This window comes from Burkholderia sp. AU18528 (assembly GCF_002223215.2).
GTDB lineage: Bacteria > Pseudomonadota > Gammaproteobacteria > Burkholderiales > Burkholderiaceae > Burkholderia > Burkholderia semiarida.
In genome coordinates, this window is sequence record NZ_NKFC02000007.1 from 585,344 (window position 1) to 603,995 (window position 18,652).

At 69.8% G+C, this 18,652-nt stretch carries 13 protein-coding genes and 1 pseudogene; 4 read left to right on the forward strand and 10 right to left on the reverse strand.

Annotated features, from left to right (window positions below; translation table 11 throughout):
• Positions 1 to 23 precede the first annotated feature (23 nt).
• From CFB52_RS29385 to CFB52_RS29395, 3 genes and pseudogenes are all read left to right on the forward strand, one after another.
• Positions 24 to 575, forward strand: a pseudogene (locus CFB52_RS29385) (putative Na+/H+ antiporter); the annotation flags it as partial.
• A gap of 205 nt (positions 576 to 780) precedes the next feature.
• Entirely contained in the window at positions 781 to 1,218 is a 438-nt protein-coding gene (locus tag CFB52_RS35465; protein ID WP_144029775.1) for a cation:dicarboxylate symporter family transporter, read from the forward strand.
• Positions 1,191 to 2,192, forward strand: coding sequence for a cellulase family glycosylhydrolase (locus CFB52_RS29395; RefSeq protein WP_099318194.1), 1,002 nt, complete (start codon positions 1,191 to 1,193; stop codon positions 2,190 to 2,192). The genes CFB52_RS35465 and CFB52_RS29395 overlap by 28 nt, the downstream gene beginning before the upstream one ends.
• On the opposite strand, the gene CFB52_RS29400 is transcribed toward CFB52_RS29395, so the two are convergent.
• From CFB52_RS29400 to CFB52_RS29440, 9 genes are all read right to left on the reverse strand, one after another.
• Entirely contained in the window at positions 2,175 to 3,257 is a 1,083-nt protein-coding gene (locus CFB52_RS29400; protein WP_099318225.1) for a hypothetical protein, read from the reverse strand. The two genes, CFB52_RS29395 and CFB52_RS29400, sit on opposite strands and share 18 nt — an antisense overlap.
• A complete protein-coding gene (locus CFB52_RS29405) occupies positions 3,247 to 4,530 on the reverse strand; it encodes a polysaccharide biosynthesis protein (RefSeq protein ID WP_099318195.1) in 1,284 nt (427 codons plus the stop codon). The genes CFB52_RS29400 and CFB52_RS29405 overlap by 11 nt, the downstream gene beginning before the upstream one ends.
• The gene (locus CFB52_RS29410) at positions 4,527 to 5,690 is read right to left on the reverse strand and encodes a polysaccharide pyruvyl transferase family protein (protein ID WP_099318196.1); all 1,164 of its coding nucleotides are present in this window, start codon (positions 5,688 to 5,690) and stop codon (positions 4,527 to 4,529) included. The genes CFB52_RS29405 and CFB52_RS29410 overlap by 4 nt, the downstream gene beginning before the upstream one ends.
• Entirely contained in the window at positions 5,687 to 6,904 is a 1,218-nt protein-coding gene (locus CFB52_RS29415) for a glycosyltransferase (protein ID WP_099318197.1), read from the reverse strand. The genes CFB52_RS29410 and CFB52_RS29415 overlap by 4 nt, the downstream gene beginning before the upstream one ends.
• Positions 6,901 to 9,183, reverse strand: a complete 2,283-nt coding sequence (locus CFB52_RS29420) for a polysaccharide biosynthesis tyrosine autokinase (RefSeq protein ID WP_099318198.1) — start codon at positions 9,181 to 9,183, stop codon at positions 6,901 to 6,903. Before CFB52_RS29420 ends, CFB52_RS29415 begins: the two co-directional genes overlap by 4 nt.
• Entirely contained in the window at positions 9,180 to 9,686 is a 507-nt protein-coding gene (locus CFB52_RS29425) for a low molecular weight protein-tyrosine-phosphatase (RefSeq protein ID WP_099318199.1), read from the reverse strand. Before CFB52_RS29425 ends, CFB52_RS29420 begins: the two co-directional genes overlap by 4 nt.
• Positions 9,683 to 10,936, reverse strand: coding sequence for a polysaccharide biosynthesis/export family protein (locus tag CFB52_RS29430; protein WP_099318200.1), 1,254 nt, complete (start codon positions 10,934 to 10,936; stop codon positions 9,683 to 9,685). Before CFB52_RS29430 ends, CFB52_RS29425 begins: the two co-directional genes overlap by 4 nt.
• 128 nt (positions 10,937 to 11,064) lie before the next feature.
• Complete coding sequence (locus CFB52_RS29435; protein ID WP_099318201.1) at positions 11,065 to 12,453, reverse strand: undecaprenyl-phosphate glucose phosphotransferase; 1,389 nt, start codon at positions 12,451 to 12,453, stop codon at positions 11,065 to 11,067.
• A 485-nt stretch (positions 12,454 to 12,938) separates the two neighbouring features.
• Positions 12,939 to 14,594: an APC family permease gene (locus tag CFB52_RS29440; protein WP_099318202.1), complete on the reverse strand. Its 1,656-nt coding sequence runs from the start codon at positions 14,592 to 14,594 to the stop codon at positions 12,939 to 12,941.
• Between the two features lie 288 nt (positions 14,595 to 14,882).
• Here CFB52_RS29440 and CFB52_RS29445 point away from each other — a divergent pair, with 288 nt between their 5' ends.
• The gene (locus tag CFB52_RS29445; RefSeq protein WP_218964214.1) at positions 14,883 to 16,412 is read left to right on the forward strand and encodes a catalase; all 1,530 of its coding nucleotides are present in this window, start codon (positions 14,883 to 14,885) and stop codon (positions 16,410 to 16,412) included.
• 83 nt (positions 16,413 to 16,495) lie between these two features.
• Here the strand turns inward: CFB52_RS29445 and katG are convergent.
• Positions 16,496 to 18,652: catalase/peroxidase HPI (katG, locus tag CFB52_RS29450; RefSeq protein ID WP_099318203.1), on the reverse strand; the 2,157-nt coding region annotated here is incomplete at its 5' end.

Consider the following 18,652-nt stretch of genomic DNA (forward strand, 5'->3'; position numbering starts at 1 on the left):
GCGCCGGCGCGCCGGCGGTCGCGTCGGCGGCGCAGGGCGAGCGGGTGCCGGCGGGCGTGACGCTCGTTCACGTCGGTTTTCTGGTCGGCGTCGTGCTCGGCGCGCATCATCCGGCCGTGTTCATCGGTCTGCTGCTGTTCTTTCTCGGCTTCACGGCCGCGTACGAACGCTATCAGTCGCCGCTGATGCTGCGCGAGAGCCTGCTCGTCGCGTTCTTCCTCGGCGGGCTCGTCGTGCTCGGCGGCCTGCAGCAGTGGTGGCTGCAGCCGATCGTCGCATCGATGGACGCGTACGCGCTCTATGCCGGCGCGCTCGGCCTGACCGCCGTGATGGACAACGCGGCGATCACCTATCTCGGCTCGCTGATCGCCGGCATGCCCGACGGCGCGAAATACATGCTGGTGTCGGGCGCCGTCGCGGGCGGCGGCCTGACGGTGATCGCCAACGTGCCGAATCCCGCCGGGCTCGCGATCGTGCGACGCGGCTTCGCGGACGAATCGGTCAGCGTGGCCGGCCTGCTCGCCGCGGCGATCGGGCCGACGCTGGTCGCGACGGGTGCGCTGTTGCTGCTCTGAGCGACGGCGTCGCGTGAAATAGGACCTGGCTGATTCACGTCGTCGGGCCGTTACGCAATAATGAATTCGTCGGCGGCGAGTGGGCCGCCGGTGGGTGATTTGGGTTGGGCCGCCTGTCACGGGCGGCCCCTTTTTCACCGGCACGACGAGTGTGCAGGCGCGAGTGTCCCATGGCGGCCGGTGGGCGCGGCCGCAAGCCGGTTTCATGTCGGCTGCCGTTCGGAAAATCACGCTGCCAGATGCGAGCACCGGGCATTCGCGCGTGCGCGTTCGACGCGTATGGCGGCCGCCGTGCGGCCGTTTCTTCGCGAGAAGGACGCTCGATGAACGACACCATCCGTACCGAGCCGACGCCGCCGCGCCGCAGCCGCTCGGCGGCCTCTTCATTCCGTTGATCCGGATCTGCGTGATTCCGGTCGCGTTCGCGTCGCTCGCGTGCGCGATCATGTCGTTGTCCGATCTCGCCGCGAGGCGGCGGATCGCCTGGAAGCCGATCGCGATCCATGCGGCGCCGACGGCCTTCGCCGCCGGGCTCGCGACGGCCGCCGCGACGCGCCTTTTTTCCGCTTCCGCGTGTTCGTGCATCGGCACGTCGCGCTTCATCGCAGGACATCCATGCATGTCGTCTTTCGCTATCCGTTGATCGCCGCGCTCGCGCTGGCGGCCGGATGCGCGTGCGCCGGCGCGCGCGCGCATTGGCCGGCGCCGTCGCGCGACGGTGCGCCGCTCGTGGGCGTGCAGGTCAAACTGCCGTCGTTCACCGCGGACGACGCCCGGCGCATCCGCGTCACCGGCTTCGATTTCGTGCGGATCGGCGTCTGGACCGACCGGCTGGATCGGCCCGCGTATCGCCGTGCGGTCGATGCCGCGATCGCGGCGGCGCACGACGCGCAATTGCCGGTGCTGCTGACCATCCGCACGCTCGAACCGCTCGCGCCGCGCGATGTGCCGGCCGAACGGCGCATGGCTGCGCTCGCCGAAGCGGGCGCGACGCTGGCGGACACGGTGACGCGGCTTGCCGACCGATACCGCGCGCAACTGCTGGCCATCGAGCTGTGGAACGAGCCCGATCTCGACAAATACTGGCCTACCGGCGAGGTCGATTCGACGTTCGCGCCTTTCATGCAGGCCGTCTGCGTGCGTTTGCGCGAACACCGCTCGCGTGTGCCGGTGATCGGCTTCGCATTCTCGCGCGCGCCGTTCGCCGGCTCGGTGCCGGATCGGCTGCTGAAGCCGCTGGCGCCATCGCTGGCCGGATGCGTCGACGCGATTTCGTACCACGCGTACGGCATGGCGCCCGCGCGGATTCGCGCGGCCGCGCGCGACGTGCAGGCGCGCTATGGGCTGCCGGTCGCGATCACCGAGGACGGCGCGACGTCGGTCGGCCCCGGCGGCGACGCGCGCCAGGTGAAACGCCTGACGACGTTGCTCGCCGCATCGAATGAATCGATGACGCCGCTGATCTCGATCTACGAATGGGCCGATACGCCGAACGGGCCGGATGCCGCGCAGCGGAACTACGGCCTCGTCCGCGCGGACGGGACGCCCAAGCCGGCGCTCGACGCGGTGGCGCGGGCGCTGCGCGATCGCCGGGGCGCGCTACACGGACCCGACTGACGCGGCCGGCGGCGCGGACGGGGCCGCCGCGCGAGCCGTGCGCAACGGCCACAGCACGGCGGCGAACAGCGCGACGCTCGACAGATGCCGTGTGTAGCTGCCCAGATCGGGTTCGAACAGCATCGACACCGCGACGTGCCCGAGTACCAGACACGCGAGCGTGTCGCCGCCGCGCAGCGACGCGGCGCGCGTGTCGGCCGGCGGCGCGACGCGCGGCCACGCGGACGCGAGCACGAGCGCGATGAAGCCCTGCATCGCGATGCCTTTCACGTCGAACGAGAACAGGATCGGCAGGTTGAGCCGCGCGACCGAGTACGCGTAGTTGCCGGCGAAATGCAGGAACGAATCGGGCGGATACGGATTGTAGAAGCTCGTCCGCGCGCCGAACGGCGATTCGTACACGAGGTAGTCGACCGCCACGTCGCGCGGGTGCTGAAGCAGCGTGTAGACCGAATCGGGCAGCGCGACGAATGCCGCGCCGGCCAGCAGCAGCGCGACGAACTTCAGTGGCAACGGCGCGCGGCGGAACGCCCACGCGCTGCCCGCGCACAGCACGATCAGCGCGAAATAGCTGCGGATGAGCGCCGCGTAGCCGGCATACAGCACGACGGCGATAGCCAGCGTGCGCACCGTGCCGAGCCGGCGCGCGGCGAGCGCGACCAGCACCGCGATCAGCACGACGAGCGTGTCCTTGCTGGCGACGAACAGGTTGAAGAACAGGCAGGGCGCGATCAGCACGAGGTTGGCGAACAGCGAGCCGGCGCGACGCGTTTGCCGCAGCGCGAGCCAGATGAACAGCACGCCGAGCGCGGCGACGAACACGCTGGTGCCCGCGCCGCCGAGCGCGCGATAGAAGCGGCCGACCGCATCGAACGACGTGCCGTCGTAGGTTGCGCCGCCGCCGATCTGCGTATCGATCTTGTCGGCATCGCGGAAGATGAACTCGGGCAGCAGCGCCCGTGCGTTCGCATAGACCGCGAGATACAGCAGCGCGACGCACGCGGCGATCGCATCGACGAGCCGACGGCTCAGCAGCGGCCCGCTTGCCATCAGCTTACGAAGCATCGGCGGCTCCCGGTAACGCGCCGGCCGTGCGGGCACGGCGCGACGCGACGATGCACGCGAGCGCGGCCGTCATCGCGACGCTCGCGGCGAGATGGGCGTACGCCGCGCCGAGCGCGCCGAGGCCGCGAACCAGCGCGATCGACACCGGCAGGCAGGCGAGCGTCAGCGCCACCATCGCGAGCGCGACCGGCCGGCCCGCGCGCAGCGCGACGGCCGCCGCCCACAGCACGTCGGCGAGCGCGCGCAGCACGAACGACGTCGACAGGATCGCGAGGCCGGCCGTCTGCAGTGTCCCGGCGCGCTGGTGCGCGAGCTGGAAAACCGGCCCGTGCAGCGCGGCGATCGCGACGGCGGCGGCGGCCGTCAACGCGAACGATGCGCCGATCGAGCGGGCGAGTTCGCGTCGGAACGCGGCGCGCGCCGCGCCGAGCGCGCGCACGAAGCGCGGCGCGGCGACCACGACGACGGTCGCCGCCGCGACGGTCTGGATCGCATTCGCGATCGACCAGACGAACACGTACCGGCCCAGTTCGGCGGCCGGCAACGCGCCGGCCGCGACGAAGCGCTCCAGATATTGCAGGACCGACATCAGCAGCAATGCGACGAAGAACGGCAGTCCGTCGCGCCACACGGCCGCCAGGCTGCCCGCGGGCGGGCGGGCCGCGGTGCGCGACGCGGGCTGGGCGCGCGCGATGCGCGAGATGACCGCCCAGCCGATGGCGACCACCGCGACATCGGCCGTCAGCCACAGCACGAACAGCGCGTCGACCGACCCGATCGCACCGGCCGCGAGCGCCGCGATCGCGACGCCGGCCCACGCGCCGGTCCGCACGAACAGCAGCCACGACGCGACGCGGGCGCGATGCAGCGAAAACAGATAGGTATTGATTTCGAGCGCCGCGTGTTCGGCGCATGCGATGAATGCAACGAGCACGAGCGGCAGGTCGGGCAGCGCCGCGACGTGCAGCACGCGAGCCGCCCAGCCGGGCACCGCGAGCGGTGCGCAGAGCGCCGCATATACGACGCCGTAGCGCGCGAACACGCGCGTCGCGGTGCGGATCGCATTCGCCGGCGCATCGCCTGAAAGCCGCCGGTTCAGCTCGGTGCTGAAGCCGAGCCCGAGCACTTTCGACGCGACGACCGACACGGCGACGGCGAAGCCGTAGGCGGCGACGGCATCGAAGCCGAGCGTGCGCGCGACCGCGAGCGTCAACGCGAACTTCATCGCGAGCGCGGCGATGCGCAGCGCGAGCCGGGAGCCGAGCGCCGTCATCGCGCGGCCGGCCGGGACACGGCGTTACGCAGCGACGCGACGAGGGCGTCGCGCGCCGACTGCAGGCGCGTCAGTCCGCCGTGCGTCGCGTCGCGAAAGCGCGCGAGCGCGCCGGGGGCGAGCAGCGTTCGCGCGACGGCCGCCGCGTCGAAGTCCGCCGCGTTCGCGACCCAGTCGGCCACGCCGAGATCGGCGTATGCGCCGAAACCCTTGCGTTCGTAGCTCAGGTGGTATGCCGGCACGCCGTGCAGGATCGATTCGAGCGCGCCGTGCAGGCGCACCGATACGACGGCGTCGGGCGTGTCGTGCGCGAGGACATGCTTGAGTGAACTCGGCGCGTCGATGCCGAGCGTGCGGTAGTACGCGCTGTCGTCGTTGCCGCGGCCGGTGCTCTGAACCGCGAACGTCAACCGGCACGCGGGACGCAGCAGCGCGATCAGCTCGACGGTCGACGCGTGATAGCGTGCGCGCTGCGCGTCGTTCCACGCGGGCGGCTTGCGCAGCACGATCGCGATGTGCGCGGGCCGTGTGTCCGCGGCCGGGCGACGCGGGGCGACGCCGGCGTGGCGGCGCGCGAACTCGAGTACCGCCAGGTCCGGCGCGCGGCGCGTGTTCGCGTTGCCGGCGAGGAAGGCGACCGACCGGTCGTCGCGCACGAACACGTCGTCGAACGATCCGAGCATCGTCCGCAGATGCGCGGCGAGCCACGGCCGGTTCGCCGCGGGCCCGATGCTTTGCGGCAGGTAGACGGTCGGCTTGCGCGCGGCGCGCGCGAGCCGCATCTGCAGCAGGTGGCCGGCTTCGAGCTTCAGCGCTTCGATCGCGGTGCGCGCGCGCAGGTAGCCGCCGCCCACGCCGACGATCAGGTCGACGCCGTCCAGCAGGTGGCCGAGCGCGCCGAGCGAAGGATTGAGCGCGACCGGCAGCGGCGCCGCGCCTGCCTGCACGACGCGGGCCGCGCCGCGCGCCGCGAGCACCGGAGCCGGATGAACGTCGGGCAGATGCGCAAACGATGCCGGATCGGCGGCGACCACGGTGACACGCACGTGCGGGCCGAACGCGTCACGCAGCAGGCCGATCGACAGGTCGACGAGCAGGCCGTCGCCGGAATTGCGCGTGCTGTATGCGTGCAGCAGCGCGACATGAACGGGGGCGCTCATCGGGGGGCCTCCTCGAGGCGTTCGCGGTAGACGGCGAGCGTGCGCTCGACCATCGTGTCCGCCGAGTAATGACGGGCGGCGAGCGCGCACTGCTCGCGCATGCTCGCGAGCCGTGCCGGAGAGCCGGCGAGATGCGCGAGGGCGGCGGCGAATTCGCGCGGGTCGTCGCCGTTGGCGACGCTCAGGCCGACCTGGTAGCCGTCGACGAGTTCGGCCGCGCCCGCGACGCGGGTCGCGACGATCGGCACCTGCGCGGCGACGGCCTCGATGCATACGTACGGGAACCCTTCGTAGCGGCTCGGCAGCGCGAACACGTCGAACGCGGAGAAGTAGCGCCGCGCGTTGTCGATACGCCCCGCGACGCGCAGGTTCAGCGGCAGGTCGTCCGCTTCGGCGCCCGCGGCGCGGTTGAAGTCGCCGGAGCCGATCGCGACGATGTGCAGCCGGCCGTCGTCGCGCGCGGCGAGCGTGCGCGCGATGCGCACCAGCCGGTCGACGCCCTTCTGCGCATCGAAGCGGCCGACGAAGCCGATGACGAACGCGTCGTCCGGCACGCCGAGCGCGGCGCGCGCGGCTTCGCGCGGCAGCAGCGCGGGCGGCGTCACGCCGTTCGGGATCGTGCGGATGCGGTCGCGCGCGATGCCGAGGGCGTGCAGGTGGTCGGCTTCGTCGCCGGAGACGGCGATCACCGCGTCGGAGCGGCGATTGCCGAGCCAGCGCTCGATGCCGCCGTAGACGCGGCGCTTCACGGCCGACAGCGTCGGGTTCAGCGTATATACGGCGTGCGGCGTGTAGATCTGTTTCCACGGCCCGCCGCACAGGCGCGCGAGCGCGCCGGCTTTCGAACTGTGGCTGTGGACCACGTCCGGCCGAATCTCATGCAGCAGCCGGGCGAGCGCGCGTGCGGCGCCGACGTCGTGCAGGCCGACCGAACGGCGGAACGGCAGCCGATGAAACGAAGCGCAACGCAGGGGCGTGTCGGCCAGGATGGCTTCGTCGAAACGCGCGCCGCGCGGTGCGATCAGATGGATCTCGACGTTCGCGCGCGCGTGGAGGCCGGCGATCAGGTCGACGAGATGCACGGCGACGCCGCCGCCGGCCGCCTCGACCACCATCGCGATGCGCAACGGCGGCCCGGTGCGCTCGGGTGCGCGCGTGGGCGCATGGGCGGCCCCGTGTCGGGAGGGGGGCGTGGCCAGATCGACGACCGTCATGCCGCTCTCCCGGTCAGGCGGCGCAGCGCCGCGCGCCAGCCGCGCGCGGACGCGTCCTCGGGCTCGTTCGCATAGCGGTATTCGGTGTAGCGGTAGCCGCCGTATTTCGTGCCGTACGCGCAGCGCCCGCCGCGCGCGTCGATGCCGTTCAGCACGACGCGGGGCGCCGCGCCGCCGTGGCCCGCGACGCGCTTCGCGGCTTCGGCGAGTTCGCCGGCCTTCGTCTTGCCCGCGCGCGCGACCAGCAGGATCGCGCTGGCGTGCTTGCCGAGCCAGCTGGCGTCGGCGGCGGCAAGCACCGGCGGCGCGTCGATCACGACCATGTCGTACTGCGCGCGCCATTGCCCGATCAGCGCGCCGACGCTCGCGCGCTGCAGCAGCGCGGCCGGCGCGTGCGGCAACGCGCCCGTCGCGATGAAGTCCAGATTCGGTTCGACCCCGCGATGCACGATGCCGTCGTGCGCCGCATGTGCCGCGAGCGCATCGGCAAAGCCGTTGTCGCGCGCGACACCGAAATACTGATGCAGGCGCCCCTTGCGCAGATCGCCGTCGATCAGCAGCACCCGCTTGCCGTCGGCCGCCTGCACCGCCGCGAAATTCGCCGCGACGAACGACTTGCCGGCGCCCGGCGCCGGCCCCGTGATCAGCACGACCGGGCGCGCGTCCTGTGCAAGCGAGAAATGCAGCGCGGTCTGCAGGCTGCGCAGGCTTTCGATCGCCGGCTCGTACGGCTCGGCGAGCGCGAGCAGGTGCGGGCCGGCGTCCTGACGCTCGATCGCGCGCATCATCGCGCGCTGGCCGGCGGCGGACGGCACGACCGCAAGCACCGGCAGCCCGGCGTGGCGCTCGATCTCGTCGACGCTGCGCAGGCCGCCATAGAGGAAGTCGCGGGCGAACGCGATCAGCATCCCGAGCGCGAGCCCGACGAGCGCGCCCACGCCGATCGCGACCGGACGGTTCGGCCGCACGGGATCGTCCGGCGCGACGGCCGTATCGACGACGCGCACGTTGCCGGTCTTGCCGGCCTTGACCAGTTCGAGCTGCTGGATGTTGTTCAGCAGCGCCGTGTAGAGATCGGTGCCGACCTTCACGTCGAGTTGCGCGCGCACTTCGTCGCGCTGCCGCTGCGGCAGCCGCGCGAGATCCGTGTCGAGCGCGGCCTGCCGATGCCGCAGCGTCGCGAGCTGCGCATCGAGCGCGGCCATGTCGGGATGCGACGGCAGGAACCGCCGCGACAGCTCGTCGCGTTTCTGCTGCAGTTCGAGCACGCGGGTCTGCAGGTCCGCGCCCTGCTGCAGCGCGAGCTTGCCTTCCTCGGCGAGGTCGATCGAATGCCCGCTGCTGCGCAGCGTCGCATAGCGTTGCTCGGCCTCCTCGAGCTGCCGCTTGACGGTCGGCAACTGGTCCCGGAGGAACGCCAGCGAGTGCGCGGCCTCCGCGGAGCGGCGCTCGACGTTCTGTTCGACGTAGCGTTGCGCGAGCGCGTTGAGCGTGGCGCCCAGCGCGGCCGGATCGTCGCCGCGCAGCGTCGCGACGAGCACGCCCGACTGCTTGATCTTTTCCTGCACGTCGAGCGCGGTGCGCAGCGCGTCGATCGTGTCGGCGCGGCCGTTGCGGATCAGGCGAAAGCGCGTGCCGGGCAGTGCGTCGAAGCCGGCGACCTCGATCGACAGCGGGCCATGGCGCGTGGCAAAGGTTTCCGCGCGGCCGATATGGCCGATCGCGTCGTCGGGCAGATCCCGGCCGGACAGCCGGTAGCGCCGCGCATCGATGCGCGTGAGGCTGAACGTGTCGCCTTGCGCGCGCCTCGGCACGTCGAAGCGCGTGACGTTCGCGCGTTCCTGGCCCCATGCATAGCCGCCGATGCCGAGCAGGCCCGGCTGCACGACGCCGTCGTTCAGGCGCGACACGAAATCGCCGATCAGCGGAAAGCGCTTCGGTTTCGCGACGATGTAGCTGCGCAGATCGTCCACGGCGCGCGTCACGACGAGCCGGGACGACAGAATCTGCGCTTCGGCCGAGGCCGGCGCGTTGACGTTGAAGAACGACGCGGCGTCGCCGAGCAGGTTCTTCGCCGCGCTGTCGCCGCCGTCGTCGGTCTGGATCATCAGGTCGGCCTGATAGGTCGGCGGCGCGAGGAAGGCGTACAGCGCGCCGACGCCGAGCCCGGCGGCGGTCAGGGTGGCGATGGTCCAGCGTGCGCCGCCGAGCACGTCGAGCGCGTGAACGAGATCGAACTCGCTTTCGGCAGCGGGTTCGCGGGAAGGCGATGCGGTCATGATGAGGTCGACGGGGAAAGGGCGGCCGGCCGGTCGGGCCAGCGCGCGAGGATGAGCGGGCGCCAGCCGTCGACGGCGGCGGCGATCAGCGATGCGCAGCGCACGAAGTCGGCGCGCGTGCCGCGATAGGGATCGGGAACGTCGAAGGCGGCGCGCGTGCCGCCGGGCGCGATCGCGTGCTCGCCGAGGCGAAACACGCGGCCGCGCGTGAACAGGTGGCGCGCTTCGATATCGCGCTGCTGCGCGCGGTCCATCACGAGGATCAGGTCCGCGTACCGGCACAGGTCGGCCGTGACGGGGCCGGCCACGTGCGCGTCGAGATCGAGACCGAGCTCGCGCGCGACGGCGCGGGCGAGCGGATCGGCCGGATGGCCGGTGCGCGGCGCGAGGCCGGCGGAGCGGACCGTCGCGTGCGGCAGCCGTGCCGCCAGCAGCGCGGCGGCGATCGGGCTGCGGCACAGATTGCCTTCGCACACGACGAGCAGGGACGGGCGCGCGCTCATTTGGTTGCCAGCGCGGCGGCGGCGCCCGTGTTGACGCTCGGCAACAGCAGCGCGAGCACGCGGCTGAAGCGCACGAGGCCGTTGCCGTCGACGTAGACGGTGTCGTTCGGTTCCAGCTCGAACTCGTTCGCGAGCACCATCGCGACCGGCGAGCGCGCATCGAGATGGAATACGGTCGGCGTGCCGCGCGCGTCGCCGCGGATCACGAACATCTGCGCGGCATCCGCCGTGTTCGAGTTGATGCTGCCGGCCTGCAGCAGCGCGTCGCCGAGCGTGAGGCGGCCGTTGCGCTTCGGGAGCGCGCGCAGCGGGCGGTTGACTTCGCCCATCACGTATACGCCGTTGTCGTCGCGCGCGGCGATCTTCAGCAGATCGCCGCCGCGCAGCACGATGTCGGCCGGATTGCGATGCTCGCGAATCATCTTCGCGACGTCGATGCGCACCGGCACACCGTCGCGAACGAGCGTCACGTCGCTCTGGTCGGCCGCCGGCGTGAAGCCGCCGGCGCGGGCGAGCGCGTCGGCGAGCGTCATCGGCACGTCGTTGACCGCCTGCGCGCCCGGCGCATGCACTTCGCCGTCGATATAGACCTGCTGCGAACGGTACGACGCGACGCGCAGCGTCACCTGCGGGTCGCGATAGACGCGCGCGAGCGCCTGCGTGACGCGCGCCTGGGCGTCGGCGGCGCTCAGGCCCGCGACTTTCAGCTTGCCGGCATACGGAAACGTCAGATTGCCGCGATCGTCGACGACGAACCCGGCAACCGGATCGGCCGCGCGCGGCGGCGTCTGCGGCGAGCCGGGCTGCGCGGCGGCCAGCTCCGGGTGGTCCCAGACGGTGATCTGCAGCACGTCGCCGGGGCCGATCCGGTAGCGCGAAGCGGCGGGGGCGTCGAGCGCCGACAGCGCGGCCGTCGCGGCCGCCTTCTCGGCGCGCTGGCGCTGGATCAACTGCGGGTCGATCTGCACGATGGGCACGGGCAGGCGCGCAGGCGACGCGTCCGCGCGTGCGGGTGCGCCGTCGTCCGCCGGATGCGCGGGTGCGTCCGCGCGCGCGATGCCCGGCGCCGCATCGGGCGCGCGCGTCGCGCGCAGTTCCTGGACGAACGGGTGATCGCCCATTCGCATGCCGGGCGCGAGCGCGCACGCGGACAGCGCGAGGCCGGCCAGCACCGCGAGCGAGGCCGTGCGTATCGCGTGTACCGCACGCCGGCGTGCGCCGGCCGCGGTCGAAACGTTCGAGGTCTTCATCTGACATTCCTTGATGGCGGCGCCGGGGTGCGGCGGCCGCGCGCGCTCGGCCCCGGGGTAGCCGGGCGCGAGCGGGGTTCGGGTGAGTGCGCGCCGCGTTCGCTGGTCACGCGAACGCGGCCGGCCGCTCAGTAAGCGTTGGGATGCACGATCCCTTTCAGCACGGTCGCGCCGATGATGCGCAGATCGAGCGCGAACGACCAGTTGCGCAGGTAGTACAGGTCATGCTCGATGCGCGACTGCATGCTTTCGACGCGTTCGGTCGCGCCGCGCAGCCCGTTGACCTGCGCCCATCCGGTGATGCCGGGCTTGATCCGGTAGCGATGGATATAGCCGTCGACGATCGTGCGGTACTGCGCGTCGTGCTCGACCGCGTGCGGGCGCGGGCCGACCACCGACATGTCGCCGAGCAGTACGTTGATGAACTGCGGCAGCTCGTCGAGGCTCGTGCGTCGCAACAGCGCGCCGACGGCCGTGACGCGCGGATCGTTGCGCATCGCCTGCACGACCGTTCCGTCCCGCTCGACGTGCAGCTTCATCGTGCGGAACTTGTAGATGTCGAACGTTTCGCCGTCGGCGCCGCGCCGCTTCTGCGTAAAGAACACGGGCCCCGGCGACGACAGCTTCACCGCGACGCCGATGACGAGCAGCAGCGGCATCAGCGCGATCAGCGCGACCGCGGCGAAGGTACGGTCGAACGCCGCCTTCAGCATCCGCGCGCGCGGCGTCAGCGGCGACACGGCGAGCGAGATGGCCGGCTGGCCGAGCACTTCGTCGGCCTGACTGCCGAACGGCGCGAGCTGGCTCACGTCGGGCAGCAGCCGCAGATCGACGAAGTCGTGACGGAATTCCTCGATCACGTCGACGATCGCGCGCTCTTCGCTCAGCGGCAACGCGATCCAGATCTCGCTCGCGCGAAGCTGCCGCGCGTGTCTCGCAAACGTCGCGAGGTCGCGGTGCACCGGAAGCTCGCCGACGCTCGCCCCGGCGTCCGGCGAAACCCGGTAGATCGCGACGAACCGGTACGGCGAAGCCATGCGCTCCACCGCGGACGTCAGTTGCGCGATGCGCTCGTCGGTCCCCGCGAGCGCGATCGCGCGATAACGCTTGGGCGCGCGCACGCGGCGGCACCGCCATACGAACAGCGCGATGCGAAACGCGATCAGCGACACCGCGACGCCCAGCGTCCAGCGAACGAACCACGCGAACGACGCGACGTTGACCGCGGCCATCGCGATCATCATGACGAACACGCTGCCCTGGGCGATCAGCCATAGCGCGAGCGCGCGAAGCAGATAACGCGCGATGCGCACGCCGTTGTCGCTCAGGTCGCGGTCGATCAGGCCCAGCAGGAAGGTCGCGCACAGCACGCTCGTCGCGACGAGTACGGTTTCCGTTCGCAGCGCCGCGAGCGACATGGTCGTTTCGTCCAGCATCACGACCGCGATCGTGACGATCATCGCGATGTCGGCCGCGAGTACGGCGAGCGCCCGGTTTCTGAGCAGTTTTTTCAGCATTTCACGTCGCCTCACGACATGCCGGCTTTGCCCATGCGGCCCGCATGGAGATACGCGTGTGGAGGCGCCTCGGGTGGTTCACGTCAAGTTATTCGAGATCGGACGAATGATTCGCGGTCCGAATCGGATTCGTTCGATTCATTCTATTGACGAGGAATGCGCGGGACCATCAGGCAACGGGAAGATCGGCAGCGCTTGCCGGTCGGACTGGTCCTGTTCTGTGCGGCCGGTTCGCCATGTCGTGCCGTCGCGATGAAACAGCATCGTGCGGAGATCGGTATCGTCCGCGCGTGTGGACCCGGGGGCGGGCGCTCGATGCTCGCATCTGGCAGCGTTTTGGAGCATGCAGCACGATCAGCATGTGAATCGTGACGTGGCCGCGCCCACCGGCCACCATCGAACGCCCGCTCCCGGGTCTTGTCCCGGCGAAGGCCGGCCCGGCAGGCCGCGCGTATCGCCGCCGGCCGGAAGCCGGCAGCGAATGCTCAACGCCCCCACGCGAAGTAATGGGAACCGGCGACCGCTAGCACCGCGCCGATCAGCGCCGCGTAAGGCGCGAGATTCAGCCACATGCTGCGCGTCGGCACCTCGAGCTCCATGTCGCGCTGCATCTGCGCGGGGAAGCGGCCGCGGTCCTGCCAGTAGTGGCGATACAGGAACACCGGCACGATCAGCAACATCGCGATCAGCCCGTTGCGCAGCGTGCCTTCGCCTTGCAGATCGGCGCCAGCGCCCGCATAAACGAGGTTCGCATAGCCGCAGATCGAGCCCGCGACGAGCAGCCACGTCGGGCAGCGGAACGGCCGATCCCAGTTGCCGCGATCCATCCGGTGGATCCAGCCCGACTGAAGATTCAGGAATACGAACAGCATGTAGCAGACGTTCGAGATCGACAGCACCGTCATGTAGTCCGACATCATCAGCAACACGAGGTTGAAGCCGAGGTCGGTCCACATCGCGCGCGTGGGCGAGCCGTGCTCGTTCACGTGCGACAGGTACTTCGGTAGCCAGCCGTCGACCGATGCCTGGTACAGCGTGCGCGACGAGCCCATCATCGACGTCATCACGATCAGCAGGATCGACAGCATCAGCATCACGACGACCGCATTCGCGACCCAAGCGCCGCCGCCGACGATCTTCGCCATCGCGGCCGCGACGCCGGTGCCGTCGCGAATCGACGGATCGAGCATCGCCTGGGTGCCGAGCGCGCCCTGGAACGCCATCGGCACGAGCGTCATCACGACGAGACACAGCGCGCCCGACCAGAAGATCGCCTTCGCGGTATCGCGCCGCGGATCGCGGAATTCGCGCGTGTAGCAGACGGCCGTCTCGAAACCGTACGACGCCCAGCCGGCCATGAACATCGCGCCGAGCGCCATCGTCACGCCCTGCCCGTTCCACGCGCCGAAGGTCGCGGCCGTGAGGTTGCCCTGCGCGTCGTGACCGAGCGGCAGCAGCGGGAGCAGGTTCGACATCGGCACGTCGCCGGTGACGAACGGCACGATGCCGACGATCAAGAGCGGCGTGAGCGACGCGATGCCGAGAATGCGCTGCGTACGCGCGGCCTTCGACGCACCGCTGTGCTGAAGCTTGAACGTGATGAGAAGCAGAATCGTCGCGATGATGAACGTCGCGTTGATTCGCAAAGACAGACCGGGCTTGATGAACCCGAGATCCGCAACCTTGAGCTGCCAGTGCAGCACCGCCGCATCGGCGGGAAAGAGACTTGTGAGCGCGTAGCTCGCCGCGAGGCCGCAGCCGAGCGCGAGCATCGGCGACCACGCGAGCCAGTTGCACCATACGGATACCGGCGCAATCAGCTTGCTGTAACGGACCCAGCCGATCGCGCCGTACACCGACGCGCCGCCCGATTTATGCGGAAACAGGCTGGAAATCTCCGCGTAGGTCGCGCTTTGAATCAGCCCCATCGTGATCGCGGCGATCCACACGGCCCACGCCGGGTGGCCGATCGTCGCGGACACGCCGCCGATCGTGAACAGCACGCCGGCGGGCACGCCGCTCGTGACCCAGAACGCGTCCTTCCAGCTGAGGCCGCGTTGCAGCGTGTGGCCGCCGGCATCGTGCGGCGTATCGGCCGCGACGTCGGCGGCATGGCGGATGGGCGATCCTGCATCGTTCATGGTGCTTGCTCCTGGGTGGTCGAGTTCCCGGCCGGCGGGACCGGCAAGCGGATCGGGCAGGGTGCAGGCATTGTCGAATGCGCGGCTGCGTGAAATGAATCGGCCCAGTCTGAAAATCGGCCGGTGCTCGGACCGGTCCGAGCCGGCGCATATTTTTTCACTCGCCGATCGTGCCGCCGCGAACCACGACGATAGCGATCGCCAATCGAGCCGATATGAATAAGTCAATTCACGGCCGGCTTACATGCGAATTACAGTGAGGCCCCATTTCAAACATGGAGTCGACAGATGTACAACACGCAAGCCGCATGGCGTACCGCTTTGCTGGTATGCGCGACCGTCCTGACCTTCGACGCGAGCGCATCGACACTGACACGCGACAACGGCGCGCCCGTCGGCGACAACCAGAACTCGCAGACGGCCGGCCCCGGTGGCCCCGTGGTGCTGCAGGACGTCAACCTGATCCAGAAACTGCAGCGTTTCGACCGTGAGCGCATTCCGGAGCGCGTCGTGCACGCGCGCGGCACCGGCGCATACGGACACTTCATCGCGACCCGCGACATTTCCGACTACACGCAGGCGAAGGTGTTCGCGCCGGGCACCGACACGCCGGTGTTCGTCCGGTTCTCGAGCGTGATCCACGGCGGCACGTCGCCGGAGACGCTGCGCGACCCGCGCGGCTTCGCGACGAAGTTCTATACGTCGGAAGGCAACTGGGATCTGGTGGGTAACAACCTGCCGGTGTTCTTCATCCGCGACGCGATCAAGTTCCCGGACATGGTTCATTCGCTGAAGCCGGCGCCGGACACGAACATCCAGGATCCGAACCGCTTCTTCGATTTCTTCTCGCATCAACCCGAAGCGACGCACATGCTCACGCGCCTTTATTCGGACTACGGCACGCCGAGAAGCTATCGCGAGATGGACGGCAACAGCGTGCACGCGTACAAGTTCGTCAACGCGCGCGGCGACGTGCACTACGTGAAATTCCACTGGAAGAGCTTGCAGGGCGAGCACAATCTCGACGCGAAGGAAGCCGAGCGCATTCAGGGCAAGGACTTCAATCACATGACGCGTGATTTGCAGGCGGCCATTGCCGCCGGCAACTTCCCGAAATGGGATCTGTATATCCAGGTGCTGAAGCCCGAGCAGCTCGCGCGCTTCGATTTCGATCCGCTCGACGCCACGAAGATCTGGCCGGACGTTCCCGAGATCAAGATCGGCACGATGACGCTCGACCGCAATCCGGCGAACATCTTCCAGGAAACCGAGCAGGCCGCGATGGCGCCGTCGAACCTAGTGCCGGGCATCGAGCCGTCGGAAGACCGGCTGCTGCAAGGGCGCCTGTTCGCGTATGCGGATACGCAGCTGCATCGGGTGGGCGTGAACGGGCTGCAATTGCCGGTGAATCGCCCGCGCGCCGACGTGGCCAACCACAACCAGGACGGCGCGATGAACGGCGGCATGACCAAGGGCACCGTGAACTACGAGCCGAGCGCGGCGAAGGATCTGTCGGCGGATGCGCGGTACAAGTACAGCCGGCTGCCGCTGACCGGCACGACGCAGCAGGCGCCGATCGCGCGGACGCGGAACTTCGCGCAGGCCGGTGCGTTCTATCGATCGCTGCCGGAGAACGCGCGCAAGGATCTGATCGCGAATCTCGCGGGCGATCTGGGGCAGGTGAAGGACGAGAACGTCAAGTACACGATGCTGTCGTATTTCCAGAAGGCCGATCCGGAGTACGGCCGCAGGATCGCGCTGGCGGTCAATGCGGATCCGCGGCGCGTCGAGGCGCTGGCGGCGCGGCTGGCGGACTGACGCAAGGTTGAACCCATGATGAAAACGGCCAGTCGCGAGACTGGCCGTTTTCGTTTGCTACGCGAGCGGCGTGAAGCCGTCGGTCACGCGAGATCGAAGCGGTCGAGGTTCATCACCTTGTTCCAGGCGGCGACGAAGTCGCGCACGAACTTCTCCTTCGCATCCGCGCTGCCGTACACCTCGGCCAGCGCACGCAACTGCGAGTGCGAGCCGAAGATCAGGTCGACGCGCGTGCCCGTCCACTTGACCGCGCCCGTCGCGCGGTCGCGCCCCTCGAACACGTCGTTCGCGCCCGACACCGGCTTCCACTCCGTACCCATGTCGAGCAGGTTCGCGAAGAAGTCGTTCGTCAGCGTGCCCGGACGATCGGTGAACACCCCATGCTTCGAGTCGCCGACGTTCGCGCCGAGCACCCGCAAGCCGCCGACCAGCACCGTCATCTCCGGCGCCGTCAACGTCAGCAACTGCGCCTTGTCGACCAGCAGTGCCTCGGCCGGCGTCTTGTACGCGTGCTTCAGGTAGTTGCGGAACCCGTCCGCCACCGGCTCGAGCACGGCCATCGCGTCGACGTCGGTTTCTTCCTGCGACGCATCCATCCGACCCGGCGCGAACGGCACCGTGATCGCGACACCCGCGTTCTTCGCGGCCTGCTCGACGCCGGCCGCGCCGGCCAGCACGATCAGATCGGCCAGCGACACCTTCTTGCCGTCCGTCTGCGCATCGTTGAACGCCTTCCGCACGCCTTCGAGCGTTTCGAGCACCGCCGCGAGCGCCGCCGGCTGGTTCACTTCCCAGTCCTTCTGCGGCGCGAGACGAATGCGCGCGCCGTTCGCGCCGCCGCGCTTGTCCGAGCCGCGGAACGTCGCCGCCGACGCCCATGCGGTCGACACGAGCTGCGACACCGACAGGCCGGTGGCCAGCACCTTCGCCTTGAGCGCGGCGACGTCGGCGGCGTCGATCAGCGGGTGATCGACGGCCGGGATCGGGTCCTGCCACAGCAGGTGTTCCGCCGGCACGTCCGGGCCGAGATAGCGCGAGCGCGGGCCCATGTCGCGGTGCGTGAGCTTGAACCATGCGCGTGCGAACGCGTCGGCGAACTCGGCCGGGTTCTCGTAGAAGCGGCGCGAGATCTTTTCGTAGGCCGGGTCGAAACGCAGCGACAGGTCGGTCGTCAGCATCGTCGGGCGATGTTTCTTCGACGCGTCGTACGCATCGGGAATCACTTCGTCGGCATCCTTCGCGACCCACTGGTGCGCGCCGGCCGGGCTCTTCGTGAGCTCCCATTCGTAGCTGAACAGGTGTTTGAAGAAATCGTTGCTCCACTGCGTCGGCGTCGACGTCCACGTGACTTCGAGGCCGCTCGTGATCGTGTCCTTGCCCTTGCCCGTGCCGAAGGTGCTCTTCCAGCCGAGGCCCTGCTGCTCGATGCCCGCGGCTTCCGGCTCGGGGCCGACGTTCGACGCCGGGCCGGCGCCGTGCGTCTTGCCGAACGTGTGGCCGCCCGCGATCAGCGCGACCGTTTCCTCATCGTTCATCGCCATGCGCGCGAACGTCTCGCGGATGTCGTGCGCGGCGGCGACCGGGTCGGGGTTGCCGTCCGGGCCTTCCGGGTTCACGTAGATGAGGCCCATCTGCACCGCGGCGAGCGGGCTTTCGAGCTCGCGCTTGCCGGTGTAGCGGCTGTTCGGGCCGCCGCTCAGTTCCAGCCAGATCTTTTCCGAGCCCCAGTAGACGTCGTCCGGCTCCCACGTGTCGACGCGGCCGCCGGCATAGCCGAAGGTCTTGAAGCCCATCGATTCGAGCGCGACGTTGCCGGTCAGGATCAGCAGGTCGGCCCACGAGATGTTGCGGCCGTACTTCTGCTTGATCGGCCACAGCAGGCGGCGGGCCTTGTCGAGGCTGACGTTGTCCGGCCAGCTATTGAGCGGCGCGAAGCGCTGCTGCCCGCCGCCGGCGCCGCCGCGGCCGTCGGCCGTGCGGTAGGTGCCGGCGCTGTGCCACGCCATGCGCACGAACAGGCCGCCGTAGTGGCCGAAGTCGGCCGGCCACCAGTCCTGCGAGGTCGTCATCAGCGCGTGCAGGTCCTGCTTCACCGCGGCGAGATCCAGCTTCTTGAACGCTTCTGCGTAGTCGAAATCCGGGTCCATCGGATCGGACAGCGCCGAATGCCGGTGCAGGACGTTCAGGTTCAGCTGATTCGGCCACCAGTCCTTGTTCGTCGTGCCGCTGCCTGCGGTGTG